Source organism: Paenibacillus solani, from assembly GCF_050475945.1.
Lineage (GTDB): Bacteria > Bacillota > Bacilli > Paenibacillales > Paenibacillaceae > Paenibacillus_AQ > Paenibacillus_AQ solani_A.
In genome coordinates this window covers 316,692-332,690 of the sequence record NZ_JBCMXJ010000017.1, presented here as the reverse complement: position 1 = coordinate 332,690, position 15,999 = coordinate 316,692, and the positions used below count along the sequence as shown (strand labels likewise).

Sequence of the window (15,999 nt, the reverse complement as noted above, 5' to 3'; positions counted from 1 at the left end):
AATATGTTAAGGCGTTCAGGAAAAATTCTGCTGTGTATGGCTTTGCTGCTACTGCAGCTCAATGGGATAATGGGAAATCGCGAAGCCTTTGCGGCCGCGTCCGTTGCACCGAAGCTTGTTGCCGGGTACTATCATACCGCTTCGCTCGTAAGCAGCGGTGAAGTTTACTCATGGGGGTACGGGGACAGGGGGCAGCTGGGTGACGGCACCTGGTATACCCGAACGACTCCGGTCAAGGCGAAGAATCTGAACCATGTCATCGATATTCACTCCGGCGTCCGCAGTTCGATGGCGCTAAGGCAGGACGGAACGGTATGGACCTGGGGCGCCAACGAGAACGGACAGTTAGGAATCGGAACGATAACGAATGTGAATGCTCCCGCCCAAGTTGCGGGTCTAAGCGGTATCAAGGCGATATCGGGCGGATTGGGCTATCACGGCATGGCGCTTTCAGAGAACGGCACCGTATGGACTTGGGGGAAAAACGATAACGGCGAGCTGGGCAATGGAACGACAATACAACAAAATACCCCGGTTCTGGTGACGGGTCTAAGTGATGTGACGGCGATTGCGGCTGGAGGATATTACAGTCTTGCCTTGAAATCGGATGGTACCGTGTGGGCCTGGGGTGTGAACGGAAATGGAGAGCTTGGCGATGGGACGACGACGGATCGATACGTTCCTGTGCAGGTTGCCGGACTGAGTGACGTCATGGCGATCGCCGCTGGCGGTTCCCATAGTTTGGCTATTAAACAAGACGGCACCGTATGGGCCTGGGGAATTAACACGTACGGCATGCTTGGGGACGGTACGAGAACCCACCGGACGAGACCGGTGCAGGTTCGAAACTTGCAGCATATCGTTGCCGTTGCGGCAGGTGGTTATCACAGCCTTGCAGTGGACCAGGCAGGAAACGTATGGAGCTGGGGGGATAACAGTCAGAAGCAGCTTGGCCTGGGCTCGAATGCCTCCAGTCTCAGCCCGATCCCTGTGCCAGGGATCGAGCAAGTACGCGAAATTTCCGCCGGCGGCTTTCATAGCGTGGTCATGAAGAAGGATGGAACCGTCTGGGGATGGGGCTATAATTCCGGAGGTCAGATCGGAGACGGGACTTACAACAATACCAGGGATGTACCTACCCTGACAAAAGCCGTGCTGGATACCACGTCTCCGGATACGGGCAGCGGGAGTCTGACTCCGTACACCATCACGTTTGACTCCGTTGCATTGGAATGGCTGAAAGCCTCGGACAATATGACGGAGCAGCAAGAGCTGCAATATCTGTTGTATATATCCGGCAGCCCGAATATCGGGGATGTCAGTCAAATGGAGAGGAATGGAAAGCCGGTCGGAAGCTACGCGGAGGATCAAACCGGACTTGTGGTAAACGGACTTACGGAGGGTACAGATTATTACTTTAACGTCATAGTCAAAGATGCCGTCGGCAGGAAAAGCGCATACCGCATGTTGAAGGTGACAACCAAATGGCCGCAAATCTACTCGTTAACCTATGACGGCAATGGACATACCACAGGGAATGTTCCGGTAATCAATGGTTTGTTTGCCAGAGGCGACGAAACGGTCGTGGCGGACAATACGGGGGGGCTGGGCAAGGATGGGTTTGTCTTCGCAGGCTGGAACACAGAGGCCGACGGAAGCGGAATCGATTATCCTGCCGGGGGTAAGCTTATATTCGGTACACAGGACGTCACGTTGTATGCTCAGTGGAAGGCGATCCAGACTCCGGACGAGCTTAAAGCCGTTTCGTACACGCCGTCTCATCAGTCTGTCGGCGTTGACAGAGATACAATCTTGCAGGTTGTCTTTAATGAAGAAGTGACAGCGGTATCCGGTAAATCGATTACGATTAGACTGGCTTCGGATCATCGCATCGTCGAAACTATCGATGCTGCCGATGCCGGGAGCGTCACGATTCTCGGGAACACGGCGAGCATAGATCCGCTGAACGAATTTGATGCGGGGGCGGCCTATTACGTTGAGATCGAGCAGGGGGCTTTTACCGGTAACCATTCGGGTGCCAGCTATGCCGGCATTCAGGGGGGCGATGCTTGGAGCTTTACGGTCAGAGAACAATCGGCTCCGGCGTACGATGCTACTTTGAAAGCAATGGCGCTTTATTCATCGAGCGGGGAGGTCGCACTGAGCCCTGAATTCGCCAGAGCTCACTATGATTACAAAGCGCAGGTCACAAACGATACGGATCGTCTCACGGTGACGGCGCAGGTGTATGATGCAAGGGCGACGGTAACAGCCAGCGTGTACGGGGAGGCCGGGGATTTGGTATGGGGACCGACAGATCTCCTCTCCGGTCAGGAGAGCCCGTTCCTCCCTGTCGCCGAAGGCAGCCAGGTCATTGAGGTCGTGGTGACAACCCCTGACGGCCAGCATCTGAATTACAGAACGACGGTGAGTAGAGCTTCATCCGGAGGCGGTGGCGGAACGCCTGAAGAACCGGAAGGTTCGTCGCCGGAAGGTTCGTCACCAGGAGGTTCATCCCCGGCAGGTTCCGGCCAAGGATCGGCTATGCCGGACCCATCGGGTACGTCTGAACCTTCGAATAGAGTAGACGTCAAAGTTACGATAAACGATGAATCACACGAAGGGATGGTTACAGGTTTGTTCCATGAGGCCAATGGACATACCGTCGTATCGATGAAATTGGATACGACTAAGCTGGAAGCCCGTTTAAGAACAGTGGACTACAATCCGGTAATCGTCATCTCGCTGGCACGGCCCGCAGATCAGGTCTCCCTGGAAACAAGCGGAGCTGCTCTTGACCTGCTGAAAGCCAAGCAGGGTGCCATTGAAATCCAGTCGTCGCTTGGTCATTTCCATGTTCCTGCGGCCTTGATGGCATCATCGCGCTGGCACGCGCCAGGAAGCACGGATTTGCCGACTGCGGATCAAATTACGGTAACCCTGACGATGGCTGGCAGCGACGCTGCCAAGGTAGAGGCCGTTAAGAAGACTGCGCTGCAATCCGGCACTACGCTTGTCGGTTTGCCTATCGAGTTTGAAATCACAGCTAAAGCTCAGGACACGGTACTACAGTTAGATCCATTCCCGCAATATATGAAGCAGCGAATCATTTGGCCGAAGGGAATGCCGGGCCAGATGACAACGGCTGTCCTGCTGGATCGGAACGGCAACTTACACCCAATCCCGACGCGTTTCGAGCTGAAGGAGGACGGAAGCAGCGAGGCGATTCTGCACCGCTTCGCAGCAGGTACGGTTGCTTTCATCTCTCATCAAGTGCATGTTGCTGATGTATCGTTCCACTGGTCCAAGGATGCGGTGAGCGATCTTGCTTCGCGAATGATCCTGAACGGAACCAGACTTGCCGAAGCTTGGACAGACATAAACGCGGATCAGCCCGCAGCAATTCATTTCGCGCCGAATGCACAAGTGAGCCGTGCTGAGTTTGCCGCCATGATCGTGAGGGCGCTCGGCTTGGATGAGGTGCAGGTCGGAGTTCCTGCTTTCCAGGACGTCGGCGCCGACGATTGGTATAACGGCGTCATAACGCAAGCTGTGCAGTATGGGCTTCTTCAGGGGTATGAGGATGGCCGTTTCAGGCCAGCCCAAGGCATCACGCGTCAAGAGGCCATGGCGGTTATGGCGAGAGTGATGAAGCTGGCGGGAATAACGAGTGCAGTGAATGAGGTGGAAGCGGCAGCCGTCCTCTCCCTTCACCAGGACCTTGAAGAACTGTCCGATTGGGCCAAACCGGCTGCGGCCGTCCTTTTGAAACATGGAATTGTCCTGGGATCGGGCGCAGGGCTTAAGCCGCTCCAGAAGCTATCCCGTGGCGAAGCTGCGGTCATGCTGCAGCGGTTATTGAAGGGAGCAGAGCTAATCGATTGAATTGGCGGTGGAATCAGGCCGCTGTCGAAGGAATTTAACAAATTCGTATGTTGTCTCATCTAATAGAAAACATGCATTAGCAGGATGCCTAACGGCATCCTTTTTATATTAGATAGAGAGAAGCCAGGTTTGCGCGATGCCAGAAATTTGAAAAAAATGCGTTTTCATCTCCGATTCATGCCGGAATCGTGTGATTAAATGTTGGCAATTTCCGAACAATATCGTTGTTTTAACAAGGGAATGTTCTGTGATATGCGCAGTTTTCACCCATTTTTTTGCTATAATAGGCATTAAACTACATAAAACGCTAAATTTTTTACTTTGACAACTGACTGTCTATGCCATAGGATAAGAGTATAAAAAGTGCACATCTAGGGGGATTAGGTCAGGAAATGAAAAAGACATGGTCAATTCTATTAACACTCGTATTATCCGTTGGATTGCTTGCAGGTTGCGGCAACAATGATAAGGCTGCTGATAGCGGCTCTGCTGATGGCGGTTCAGAAGGATCTAAAGATAAGAAACGCATCGCACTAGTTATGCCGGAGAAGATTGGCGTCAACCCATTCTTTGCCTTGATGGACGAAGGTCTGAAGAAGGCTGCTGCTGATTTCGACGTTGAAGTGAAAACTATTGAATCGACAGACCCGGCCTCGATTGAGCAGAACCTGCGCACGGCCGTAGCCGAGAAATATGATCTGATCATTACATCCACTTTCCAAATGGAGGATGCATTGAAGAAGGTAGCACCAGAAAACCCGGATGTTCCTTTTGCTATTATCGATACAGTTGTGGATCTGCCGAATGTACGCAGTGTTGGATTCCGTGAGCATGAGGCGGCTTATCTTCTCGGAGCTGCAGCGGGATTGGCAACCAAGACGAACAAGGTCGGCAACGTTGTGGCAAACGACATTCCAATTATGCACAAATATATGACCGGCTTTGAAGAAGGCGCGAAATCGGTCAATCCTAATGTTGAGATTTTCGTAAACTTTGTAGGGGCATTTGACGATCCGGCCAAAGCGAAGGAGCTCGCGCTCCTGCAGAATTCCAAAGGCGCTGATTTCGTAGCAGGCATGTCTGCTGTTGGCGACCTGGGCGTGTTCGAAGCGGCGAAAGAGAAGGGCTTCTACACTTCCGGACAAGATACGGATAACACAGGGACGGACCCTGAGCATGTGGTGCTTGCGCAATTGAAAGGAACAGACGCTGTTGTATATGAAACGATCAAGGATTTTGTAGAAGGCAAATTCACATTCGATACTCGTGAGTACGGCTTGAAGGAAGGCGCGGTTGGTCTTACTTACGTAACGCATGAGAGCAAAACACCGCTTAACCCATTCATTGGACAAGACATCGTGGATCAGCTCAAGGTGATTTCCGACGATATTATCGCTGGAAAAATTAAAGTAACCAACGCATTGGAACAAAATTAGTTCTCACCTGGACCGGCTGCGCATGAGCAGTCGGTCTTTCATTCAGAAGCGAAAGGAAGGCATGACTCGATGCTACTCCAGATGGACAATATTACGAAAAAGTATGGCGAGTTTAGCGCAAACCGCGGCATTGATTTTTCGCTGCGCGCGGGTGAGGTTCATGCGATCGTCGGAGAAAATGGCGCAGGCAAAACGACGCTGATGCGGATATTGTACGGGATGGAGCAGCCAACCTCGGGTACGATTCGGCTTAATGGCAAGGAAGTTTCGTTTGCAAGCCCGCTTGACGCAATTCAAGGCGGCATCGGCATGGTGCACCAGCACTTTATGCTGTTTCCTACGTTTACGATCGCTGAGAATATCGTGATCGGTAATGAGCCTGGATCAGGTGCAAAGTTTGATCGAAAGAAAGCTGTAAAGATTGTAGAGGGTCTGTGTGATCAATACGGAATGAAGGTGGACCCGCGCGCCGTTGTCAGCAGCAGCGCTCCCGGCGTGCAGCAGCGAGTTGAAATTTTGAAGGTGCTGTACCAGGGTGCTGAAATCATCATTCTGGATGAGCCTACGGGCGTGCTGACGCCGCTGGAGGTGCAGGAGCTTCTGGATGCGATCAAGCAGCTCTCCAAACAGGGAAAAAGCTTTATTCTGATCAGTCATAAGCTCAGCGAGGTTCTGGATGTGGCGGATCGCATCACAGTGCTCCGTGACGGTGCCGTCACGGGTGTTGTTGAGAAAGGGAACACGGATGCCCATCAGCTCTCCCGTCTTATGGTTGGCCGAGAGCTGATAGAGCTGGACCGTAAGCCAATCACCCCAGGTGAGAAGGTGCTGGAGGTAGCAAATGTTTCAATCCGCGGCACAAAAGGGAAGCCGGTTCTGGATGAAGTAAACCTGGAAGTACGGGCAGGTGAGATTGTCGGGATTGCCGGTATTTCTGGCAACGGGCAATCTGAGCTGCTTCAGGTCATTTCGGGTCTGGCTCAGCCGGACAGCGGACGAATTGCCGTTTCGGGCAAGGACGTGACCGGCATGTCGACAAGAGAAATACGGGAGCACGGATTAGCCCATATCCCGGAGGATCGCTATGTGTGGGGAGCGAATCGAACGGCAACCGTGATGGATACCGGGCTTATGGGACACCAACGCCGTTTGCAAAAGGGTGGTTTTCTTAATCTGAAAGACATCCGATCCCTCGTCTCCGGGTGGGTTCAGAAGTTCTCAATCAAGACGGGCTCTTTGGAGACCAGCACGCAGTATTTATCCGGCGGCAATCTGCAGAAGCTGATCGTCGCACGGGAGCTGGAGCAGGGAACCCCGTTTCTCATCGCTGCCGAACCGACGCGCGGCGTCGATATCGGAGCTATGGAAACGATTCATGGCGAGCTGCTCAAACGGCGTGAAGAGGGTACGGGGATTTTGCTGGTATCATCGGAATTAACGGAAATATTGAAGCTCTCCGACCGTGTTCTGGTTATGTTTGAAGGCCGGATCGCGGGCGAGCTGTCGGCGAAGGAAGCGACAGAAGAGAAATTGGGACTGCTGATGGCGGGGGGAACCTTGTAATGAATAAATGGACAAAATTAACGCTTCCGCTGCTTCAGCCAATTGCCGCAATCATTGTGGGACTCCTTGCCGGAGCTATAGCGATCATGATTGCCGGCGGCGATATTCTGCAGACTTATGCGGAGATGTGGAAGGGCGCTTTCGGGGGGATGTATTTCTTTACGAATACGCTGTCCCGCGCGACCCCAATCATTCTGATTGGTCTGGGCGCAGCGTTTGCCTTCCGTGCAGGTTTCTTTAACCTTGGCGCAGAAGGGCAGATGGTGTTTGGTGCTCTGTCCGCCGCATTGGTCGGATTGTATATGCCGGGTCCGGGCTGGCTGGTGTGTATCGCGGCTATTCTTGCCGGTGTGATCGCAGGCGGATTATGGTCGGTAATGGCCGGGTATTTTGATTCCAGGTTCGGGGTGAACCTGCTGATCTCTACGCTGCTGCTGAACTATGTAGCCGTATTGTTTGCAGGCTATCTGGTCGCCTATCCGCTAAAGGACCGCTCGGGTTCGGCTGCGATGGCGCAGTCCGAAATGCTTGATAACAGCGTTTGGCTGCCGAAGCTGATCTCCGGCATGCCGCTGCATGCAGGCTTTGTGCTCGCGGTGCTGGCCGCGCTCATTATATTCGTGCTGTTGAAGCGCTCCGTGATCGGCTATGAAGTGCGGATGCTTGGCGGCAATCCGTTGTTTGCCCTGTTTGGCGGGGTTAAGCGCGGACCGATGATGCTTGGTGCGATGTTCTTCAGCGGTGGCTTGGCCGGACTTGGCGGAGCCGTTGAAATTCTGGGCTCCCAGTATCGCTATATCGATGGTGCATTATCTACGGCCGACTATGCCTGGACGGGCATTATGGCTGCATTGCTGGCAGGATCGCATCCGATCGGTACGCTGATTGCCTCGATCTTTTTGGCCGCGCTGCAGACAGGCGGCATGGGCGTGGAACGGAATACGGAAGTGCCGCTTGAGGTGGGAGCCATTATCCAAGCCGTGCTGATTCTGTTTATTTCCGCCCGATTCACTTACAGCTTCCTGAAGCGCAGAAAGGGGAACAAATCCGATGGAACAGCTGTTTGATCTTGCCTTAGTCAACTCGGCCCTCCGTGTGCTCACTCCAATCTTGCTTGCGGCCCTCGGCGGTGCCCTGTGTTCGCGCGTCGGACTGTTCAACGTCGGTTTGGAAGGCTTTATGCTGCTCGGCGCTTTTTCTGCCGTGGTGGGAAATCATTTCTTCGGCAATGTCTTTTATGCGATTTTGTTCGCGATTGCGATCGTATCGATATTTTCTTTTATATTTGCTTATCTCAGCATTAATCTGCAGGCCAACGTCATTGTGGTCGGTATCGCGATGAATGCGCTGGCGGCTGGCTTGACTACATTTAGTTTGCGGGCGCTCTTTGATGTAAAGGGTGCATTTTATGACAACACGATGGTCGGGCTGCCGAAATGGAATATCCCGATTATCGAGAATATTCCGGTGCTCGGTCCGATTCTGGCCGGTTTGACGCCGCTTGTCTATCTATCGTTTCTGATTGCGGGCCTTATGTGGTATTATTTCTATCGCACGAAGAACGGTTTCCGCTTTCTGGCTGTTGGCGAGAATCCGCTTGCTGCCAAAAGCATGGGCATCCGTGTAAGACGGTATCAGTATGGAGCCGTGCTGGCGAGCGGCGTGTTATGTGCGCTTGCCGGTGCACAGCTGTCTCTTGGACAGGTGACGATGTTTACGGAAGGCATGACGGCTGGTCGCGGCTTTATCGCGCTGGTAGCGACGATGTTAGGCCAGTCGGGCCCGCTTGGAGTAACGGCGGCAAGCTTGCTGTTCGGCTTTATGGATGCACTGAGCATCCGCTTCCAGGGGCTGGCGCTGCCTACGCATTTTACGCAGATGCTGCCTTATGTCGTTACGATTCTGGCGATGTTCTTCTTTAAGGATAAAAGCTTCCAGAAGGATGCATTGAAGCAGGGATCCAGCTCCAGATAGGCGCGAATGGCGCCTAGACAACCTGTGATTGAAGTCCTCCCGTCGATAGGCGGATGCGAAAGCGATCAAGCATAGAGGAGATGAACTTGGTGCATAAAAAAGCAGAACGTTTGAAGAAAATGAAGCCGGTGGCGGTAGGCAACCTGACCGAAGAGCAGCAGGCCAAGCTGCCTCCGGGACAGACGCTGACCGAGAAATTCCCGATATTGCATGAAGGGGAGGTTCCCCATTATGACATGTCAGAATGGACCCTCAAGATATTCGGCGAAGTGGAAGAGGAACGGACGTTTACCTATGAAGATCTTATGGCGATGCCAACGGTAACCGTGAATACCGATATTCACTGCGTAACACGCTGGTCCAAGTTTGATACCATATGGGAGGGCATTCTGTTCCGTGATTTTATCGCGGGGCTTGGGATCAAGCCGGATGCTAAATACGTTATGTTCCATGCCGACCCCGATTACGATACGAATGTACCGATTGAAGATCTGATGAAGGATGATGTGCTGCTGGCTTATCGTTTTAACGGCGAGCCGCTGACGGACAAGCATGGGTGGCCGCTGCGTACGGTTGTACCGCATCGCTATTTTTGGAAAAGTGCCAAATGGCTGCGCGGGATTGAATTTATGAAGGAAGACCGCCCGGGCTTCTGGGAACGAAACGGCTTCCATAACGAAGCGGATCCGTTCAAGGAAGAGCGGTTTAGCGGCGAGGCACTGGATATACCTGAAGACGAATGGACACGTAAGGAGTTTGACTAATATGTTGATGCCTATTTTGCAAGTAAACTCAGAAGATATTCCTGAATTTGTGATCGTCTGCGGCGATCCCAAGCGTGCGGAGGTCATTTCCCGCAAGCTGGATGATGCGCGTGAGCTGGCATTCAGCCGCGAGTATCGCACTTTCGTGGGGACGTATGAAGGCGTGGAACTGGCCGTAACCAGCCACGGTGTAGGATGTCCGGGAGCTGCAGTTTGTTTTGAGGAGCTAATTCGTGCAGGAGCGAAGACCCTGATTCGCGTGGGAACCGCTGGTTCCTATCGTGCAGATACCCCTGCGGGAAGCCTCGTGGTCAGTACTGCAGCCATCCGTACGGATGGACTGACAAAGCAGCTGGTACCGGACGGTTTTCCGGCGGTTGCGGATAGCCAGGTGGCGGAAGCGTTATACGAATCTGCGCTTGCGATCGGTGAAGGCGTTGTGCGCAAGGGCATAACCGTCACACTGGACGTGTTCTTTAACGGAGTTGAAGAGGTGCCGCATCAGAAATATAAAGCGGCAGGTGCGCTCGGTGTAGAGATGGAAATTGCGGCACTCTATGTCGTTGCAGCGATCCGCGGCGTTCGCGCTGGAGCGATTGTGGCGATGGACGGCTTTGCAGACGCCGATCTCGCAGCCGAGTACGATCCGAATACGAATGTGGTTGCCGACGCGGTGGAGCGTGAGATTCAAACGGCCTTGCAGGCTGTGGTGAAGCTGGCGAAGCAGGGTTAACAATAAGACAGATAAAAGCCGGATATGCTGAGCGTAAGCTGCAGAATATCCGGCTTTTTAATTTGGTCTAAATGAAATCCCTTTAGGTAACTTGTACTTGTAACGAAGAAAATCCAGTCCAGTCGTCCCCGCCGTTACTGTTTTGACGGCTGCATGATGAAGAAGGGAACCTTCTCAATTCCTGCACTCCGTACGTACGTGAATAGTTGTCCTTTATGATGAATTTCGTGGTCGACCATATTGTTCAGCCATACTCCTCCCGGGGCAACGAATCCGTTAAAGTCCAGGGGCTGCTCTAACTGACTGTCGGATAACTCGGCAAAGAGTGCCGTGGATGATTCGGATGATGCCTGTACGATACTTCTGATGTCATCGATGGTTTCGTACTGGGTGGAAATCGAAGGCGGAGAGAACGAGCCGTTTAGAATGGAGCGCAGGAACATATCCGAGGACGCCGCAATATGAACGACTAACGCACCCAAAGTGTGAGCATTCTCCCACGGTTTATAATCCAGATTCTCGCTGTGTATGTCCTGCAGTAGTGGAAGCAAGACCGTCCGGTGTCTATGCCATCGTTCGAATTGCTGTTGACCTTCATGACTCATAATTGATCCTCCTTGATTGATTACAGAATAAAGTCTTGAAAATAGTTGCCCACCTTATTCGTGGTTCATAAAACAGTTCGATAAGAAATAGCGGATTCCTGCCCTATACGCAAGCTATGTCCATGTGTTGAATTCAATAATTTTGACAGAAAGCAGTTGCAAAAGGAAAACGGACCGTATATACTGGGTTCAATTAGTGATTGGCCAATCAATAATTGAATTAAATGAGTGAGAGGAGGTTGGTTGAATGGCTAGAGCTTCAACCTCTGCGAATCGACGTAAAGAAATCGTAGCGGCAGCAATCGAAGTGTTTGCAGAGATCGGATACTATCGCGCGACCACGGCTCAGGTTGCCGAACGGGCAGCGATATCCCAGCCTTATGTCTATCGGTTCTTTACCAAGGAATCGCTGCTTGTCGAATCGCTGACTGTCTCCTGGAAGCGCATCGTGCAGGCATTTCAAGCGGTGATCGAGTCCGCTGCTCCGGAGGAATTGGAGACGGGCCTGATCCGGGCGTACGAAGAGATTGTGCAATCCCATCGCAGCGAGATCTTGCTGCAGATGCAGGCCCAGACGATCCAGGAAGCGCCTATCCGCGAAGCGATGCAGCAGGGAATGAATGAGGTGAAGGACCTGGTACAGAATGCTTTCGTGAAAGCGGGATTCGGGGATGCCGACAAGAAAACCTCCGATTTCCTGGCCCGGGGGATGCTGTGCAATGTAGCCATGGCGATGAATATGCCGAATATGATGCCCATTATATAAGGCACGCGTGTAAGTGCCGCACCGCGTACTGCATAAGGTTGTGCGCGGTGGAGAAAGGGCATTTCTTTTTTAATCAATTGTAATTGATCAATCAATAAATAAGTTAAGGTTTCTCGCTCTAGTTTTATTGTCTCTTAAAAAGGAGGTGAATCCAATATGGCTAAACTTCAGCTCAAGTTTATGGACGGTTTCTTTGTAGCGATTATGCTGGTGTGCATGCTTAGCTGGTGGGATTAAAGCATCAGGGAAGATGAGTTGTTAGCGATTAATTGGAAATCGAAGGAGGATGCAAGCATGAAGGAAGAGATGCGTTCGATATGGTTTTCCAGGCACTCGTTCTTGCTGGGCGTAGCAGCCGTACTACTGGTGCTGTTCTCCATGTGGGATTAATGTTCGTAAACACGCTGACCGCGTAGACGGTCGGCGTGTTTTTTATAGGCTCGAAAAAAATTTCGAGAATATCCATCAGTTTCATTTTCCCAAACGTTATATTAACAAGAAAGACAAAACGAAGAGTGAGAGGTTGGCTAATGGAAGTATGTGATCTCTATGAAAACCTGAAGGACGATGTCCAGCGTTATGCCAGATCCATTGCCAAGCATGCTTATGAAGCGGATGATCTGGTCCAGGATGCCTTTATGAAGGCCATCAAGGAGCCGAACCTGGCAGCACTGCCCCTTCACAAGCAAAAGGCCTGGTTCTTCAGAGTCGTCAAAAATCGCATGATCGATATTAGCCGCCGGGAGAAGCGGCTCGTATCGTGGGAGGATGATCTGGACGTCGCCGTGCTCCCTGTTTCAAGCCGCAATATTGAAATGACGGAATGGCTCGCCCGTTTGCCACAATCACAGAGCGATATCGTGTTTAAGCGCTTCTGGCTCGGGATGTCCAGCCAGGAAATCGGCGAGCAGCTGGGCATGCCGGCAGCAACGGTGCGGTACAAATTGCAGACAGCCATCAGAAAAATGAGAAAATTATGGGAGGAAGATATGACATGAGCAGAATGATTGGAAACGTAGGGGTCCTGGATCTTACAGAGGCCACGGAGGAAAGCGTAACAAGCATCGAACGGATCGGAAACGTAGGTCTAGTGATATACCGTTCAGAGACGTCATACCTCCTCACGCAATTGAAAAACGCAGGCAATATCGGAAAGACGATTGAAATTCCAGAGGGACACCGTTATTACAGCGGCACACTGAGGCTGAGCGAGGATTACTTTCAGCTTCTGGAGCAGCCGGACCGCGTATTCGTTAACGGCACGGTCATCATCGATAAAGGAGTATCCCTTGAAGCATTCCAGAACAGCCCGCTGCATCTGGTGGTCAACGGCGAGGTCTATGCCCCCCGGCATCTGGCCGCTGCCGTTACTGCAGCGCTCATCAAAGTGGGAGGAGCCAGCGCGGAGGTTCATGCTTATGAATACGAGCCCAGGTTCGAGTCAGGGAAGGTGCAGTTGAACAATGCGTACCTCACTTCCAGCAATGAGCCTATGGATCTGATCTTAAACGGCAAGATACAGCTGGATAAGGAGCTGGATATGGAGCAATTCGCAGCCCGGATTGAGAGTCTCCGTATTAACGGCAAAGCGGTTATTTATGAGCATCAATCCCCTTATTTCTACGATAAACTGAAAACGATGAACGGCTTGGTTGAGGTGATCCCGGAAGGGTTCGAATACGTAATCAAACCGCTAAGGCTAAACGCAAGAAATATTCGGCGCTTTAAAGGTCATAAGTTCTACACCAAGAAGCCGTTCATTATTGAAACGGATGTGAGCCGGGAGGCCTTCAGCCAGGCCATCTCAGAGATACATTCGACTTCCTTCATCATTTGCAGCGAGGAGATCGAGGATCTGGTCTGGGAGCGCTGTCCCGATCTGAATACGGAAATTGTAAGTTACGAGCGGCAATTTGTCTTCATCAACGGTGAAGAGACCTGGTCAAGAGATCAGTTGTTGGCTTTGGGGCAACAGGCGAGCTTTATTGTTGATGGGACGCTGACTTTTGATGATGACGTGACCGAGGAAGATATTAAGGCATCGGTGTCCTCTCTGGATCTTTTCGGTGAAGTCGTTGTAGGGGAAAAAAGAATTAAAGGCATTTTGTACCCTTACCTTAGAGTAAACAATGGAAGTATGATAGTGAAGGGGACGGAAGAGGAGCTTGCGGGTATTGGTAATGTCGGAATGTTGTCGCTATAACAGAAATGAGGAATGAAATATGAATATCAATAATGAAGATATTGCCAAACAGCATGTTCGCGATCTCCGTCAGGAATTAGAACGATGCAGGATGGCAACGAAATTGCGCTCTAAACGCAATGAACGCAATGAAGCAGCCCACACCACAACGACTGCACGAACAGTCGGAAGCAAGTGGAAATCGCTGTTTGAAACCATCATGATGATGGGAAGAAGAATGCTCTAATCCGCAGAAGCAGAGGGTAGAGCACTATACTTACTCATAACGAATCGTCGATGCCTTCCAGCATCGACGATTTTTTAGTTGGAGTCAAGTTTAAAGGGAACTGCGTGCAGTAGATAAATTAATATAAGGTTTTTGAAGCTTCAGCCGTAAAGGGAATTAGCTCTTCCACACGCCCGGTTCTTATCTTCTCAGCCCATGCCGGATCTACTAATAAAGCCCGACCTACTGCCACCAAATCGAATTCTTCACGTTCAAGGCGCTCAATTAATCCATTGATATTGACGTTGAGGGCACCTTTGCCTTCCGCAAAAAAACGAATAAATTCGGTATCAAGCCCAACGGACCCGACCGTAATGGTTGGTTTACCTGTCAGTTTTTTGGTCCAGCCTGCAAGATTAAGGGGAGAGCCTTCGAATTCCGGTTCCCAGAAACGGCGGGTAGAACAATGGAATATATCAACCCCGGCATCAACTAAAGGGGATAAAAACTCGGCCAGCTGTTGTGGGGTTGTTACTAATTTAGCTGTGAAGGGTCTTCTTTTCCATTGCGAGTAACGGAGTATAATCGGAAAATCAGGTCCTACCGCACGTCTGCATGCCCGGATAATTTCAACGGCAAAACGTGTCCGGGCGATAAAGTCACCCCCGTAACGGTCTGTGCGTCGGTTCGTTTGGTCCCAAAAGAATTGGTCGATTAAGTAACCATGTCCTCCGTGGAGCTCAATGCCGTCGAATCCTAGCCTCTTTGCATCCGCCGCCGATTGAGCAAATGCCTCAACAACTCCTTCGATTTCCCGTTCAGTCATGGGCTCGTTTATGTTGAAGCCTTCTGCAGTTAATCCCGATGGGCCTATCGGCAAGGATTCAGGATTAGGCAGCTGGCCGATGCCTCGCTGTGTGCCTACATGCCAGAGCTGTGGGATAATTCGGCCGCCTGCTTCATGCACCGCCTTCACAATGTTTGCCCACCCGTTTAATGCCTGTTCACCATAAAAATAAGGAATATTGGGATGTAAGGATGCAGCGGGGTGATTAATTACTGTACCCTCTGTTACGATCAGGCCTACTCCATTTTCCGCCCGACGTCTGTAGTAATTTAGAACATCTTCTCCGGGAATGCCTCCAGGAGAGAATGACCGCGTCATGGGAGCCATTACGATTCGGTTAGGCAGTGTCATATTGCCTAGTGTAAACGGTTGGAACAAGGGTTGAACCGATTGAGTTTGAATAAGAAATACCTCCTTAAGGTAGATAATCTATAGCAAGTTGGTTTATATGCTGTTTCCTGTCTTCTTGACAATATATTTAAGTTAGTAAATAATCTAGTGATGTCATACAGTTAGTGGAGGGAATGAAATGACAGACAAAGATAGGCAAGCAGCAAATATAGATAACTTAACGAAAGAACTGGCTCTCGTATTCGGGCAATTGAAACGCGTGGGTCATGTATTCAGCCCATCTAATGATCTCAGACCGAGCGAATCCAATTTGCTTGTTAACCTGACATATCTTTGCCCTCCGGGAGCCAAGGGCATTAAAGTTTCTGAACTGGGCAAGCATTTAAAAATAACCTCAGCCGCTGTGACGCATGTCGTTCAATCGCTTGAGCAAGGCGGGTATGTTGTTCGTAAGATGGATTCCAAAGATCGGCGGTCTATTCTAGTTTCAGCGACTGAAGCCGGGCACGCGTATATTGAAGCAAGAGAGAAAGACTTGTTTAATCGCTTTCAGCATTTACGCGAACATTTGGGAACGGAAGATACGGAACAACTGGTAAGGATTTTATCCAAGTCGATAAAATATCTTAGTGTTTACCAAGACCATAATGAGGCCAAACCATAGTCC

The 15,999-nt window shown here is 51.1% G+C and carries 14 protein-coding genes; 12 read left to right on the top strand and 2 right to left on the bottom strand.

Annotated elements, in window-relative coordinates; translation table 11 throughout:
• The first annotated feature begins 3 nt into the window (after positions 1-3).
• From ABEQ74_RS23330 to ABEQ74_RS23300, 7 genes are all read left to right on the top strand, one after another.
• On the top strand, positions 4-3,885 hold the full coding sequence (locus tag ABEQ74_RS23330) for an S-layer homology domain-containing protein (protein WP_430124561.1): 3,882 nt from the start codon (positions 4-6) through the stop codon (positions 3,883-3,885).
• 392 nt (positions 3,886-4,277) lie between these two features.
• Positions 4,278-5,321, top strand: coding sequence for a BMP family protein (locus ABEQ74_RS23325; protein ID WP_430124560.1), 1,044 nt, complete (start codon positions 4,278-4,280; stop codon positions 5,319-5,321).
• 69 nt (positions 5,322-5,390) lie between these two features.
• Positions 5,391-6,884: an ABC transporter ATP-binding protein gene (locus tag ABEQ74_RS23320; RefSeq protein ID WP_430124558.1), complete on the top strand. Its 1,494-nt coding sequence runs from the start codon at positions 5,391-5,393 to the stop codon at positions 6,882-6,884.
• Entirely contained in the window at positions 6,884-7,951 is a 1,068-nt protein-coding gene (locus tag ABEQ74_RS23315) for an ABC transporter permease (protein ID WP_430124556.1), read from the top strand. The genes ABEQ74_RS23320 and ABEQ74_RS23315 overlap by 1 nt, the downstream gene beginning before the upstream one ends.
• Positions 7,935-8,858 carry an ABC transporter permease gene (locus ABEQ74_RS23310; protein WP_430124555.1) on the top strand — a complete coding sequence of 308 codons (924 nt, stop codon included), beginning with the start codon at positions 7,935-7,937 and terminating at the stop codon, positions 8,856-8,858. The genes ABEQ74_RS23315 and ABEQ74_RS23310 overlap by 17 nt, the downstream gene beginning before the upstream one ends.
• Positions 8,859-8,947: 89 nt before the next feature.
• On the top strand, positions 8,948-9,622 hold the full coding sequence (locus tag ABEQ74_RS23305; protein WP_430124554.1) for a sulfite oxidase-like oxidoreductase: 675 nt from the start codon (positions 8,948-8,950) through the stop codon (positions 9,620-9,622).
• A 1-nt stretch (position 9,623) separates the two neighbouring features.
• Positions 9,624-10,355 carry a nucleoside phosphorylase gene (locus tag ABEQ74_RS23300; RefSeq protein ID WP_430124553.1) on the top strand — a complete coding sequence of 244 codons (732 nt, stop codon included), beginning with the start codon at positions 9,624-9,626 and terminating at the stop codon, positions 10,353-10,355.
• Positions 10,356-10,489: 134 nt separating this feature from the next.
• On the opposite strand, the gene ABEQ74_RS23295 is transcribed toward ABEQ74_RS23300, so the two are convergent.
• Entirely contained in the window at positions 10,490-10,960 is a 471-nt protein-coding gene (locus tag ABEQ74_RS23295) for a DinB family protein (protein WP_430124552.1), read from the bottom strand.
• Between the two features lie 247 nt (positions 10,961-11,207).
• Here ABEQ74_RS23295 and ABEQ74_RS23290 point away from each other — a divergent pair, with 247 nt between their 5' ends.
• From ABEQ74_RS23290 to ABEQ74_RS23275, 4 genes are all read left to right on the top strand, one after another.
• A complete protein-coding gene (locus ABEQ74_RS23290; protein WP_430124551.1) occupies positions 11,208-11,726 on the top strand; it encodes a TetR/AcrR family transcriptional regulator in 519 nt (172 codons plus the stop codon).
• A 530-nt stretch (positions 11,727-12,256) separates the two neighbouring features.
• Positions 12,257-12,724, top strand: coding sequence for an RNA polymerase sigma factor (locus ABEQ74_RS23285; RefSeq protein WP_430124550.1), 468 nt, complete (start codon positions 12,257-12,259; stop codon positions 12,722-12,724).
• Positions 12,721-13,929 (top strand): hypothetical protein, encoded by a 1,209-nt coding sequence (locus ABEQ74_RS23280; protein WP_430124549.1) that lies wholly within the window; start codon positions 12,721-12,723, stop codon positions 13,927-13,929. The genes ABEQ74_RS23285 and ABEQ74_RS23280 overlap by 4 nt, the downstream gene beginning before the upstream one ends.
• A gap of 19 nt (positions 13,930-13,948) precedes the next feature.
• A complete protein-coding gene (locus tag ABEQ74_RS23275; protein WP_430124548.1) occupies positions 13,949-14,155 on the top strand; it encodes a hypothetical protein in 207 nt (68 codons plus the stop codon).
• Positions 14,156-14,273: 118 nt separating this feature from the next.
• Here ABEQ74_RS23275 and ABEQ74_RS23270 read toward each other — a convergent pair whose 3' ends face one another.
• The gene (locus ABEQ74_RS23270) at positions 14,274-15,332 is read right to left on the bottom strand and encodes an NADH:flavin oxidoreductase (RefSeq protein ID WP_430124624.1); all 1,059 of its coding nucleotides are present in this window, start codon (positions 15,330-15,332) and stop codon (positions 14,274-14,276) included.
• Positions 15,333-15,510: 178 nt separating this feature from the next.
• Between ABEQ74_RS23270 and ABEQ74_RS23265 the strand changes: the two genes are divergently transcribed.
• Positions 15,511-15,996: a MarR family winged helix-turn-helix transcriptional regulator gene (locus ABEQ74_RS23265; protein ID WP_430124547.1), complete on the top strand. Its 486-nt coding sequence runs from the start codon at positions 15,511-15,513 to the stop codon at positions 15,994-15,996.
• Positions 15,997-15,999 lie beyond the last annotated feature (3 nt).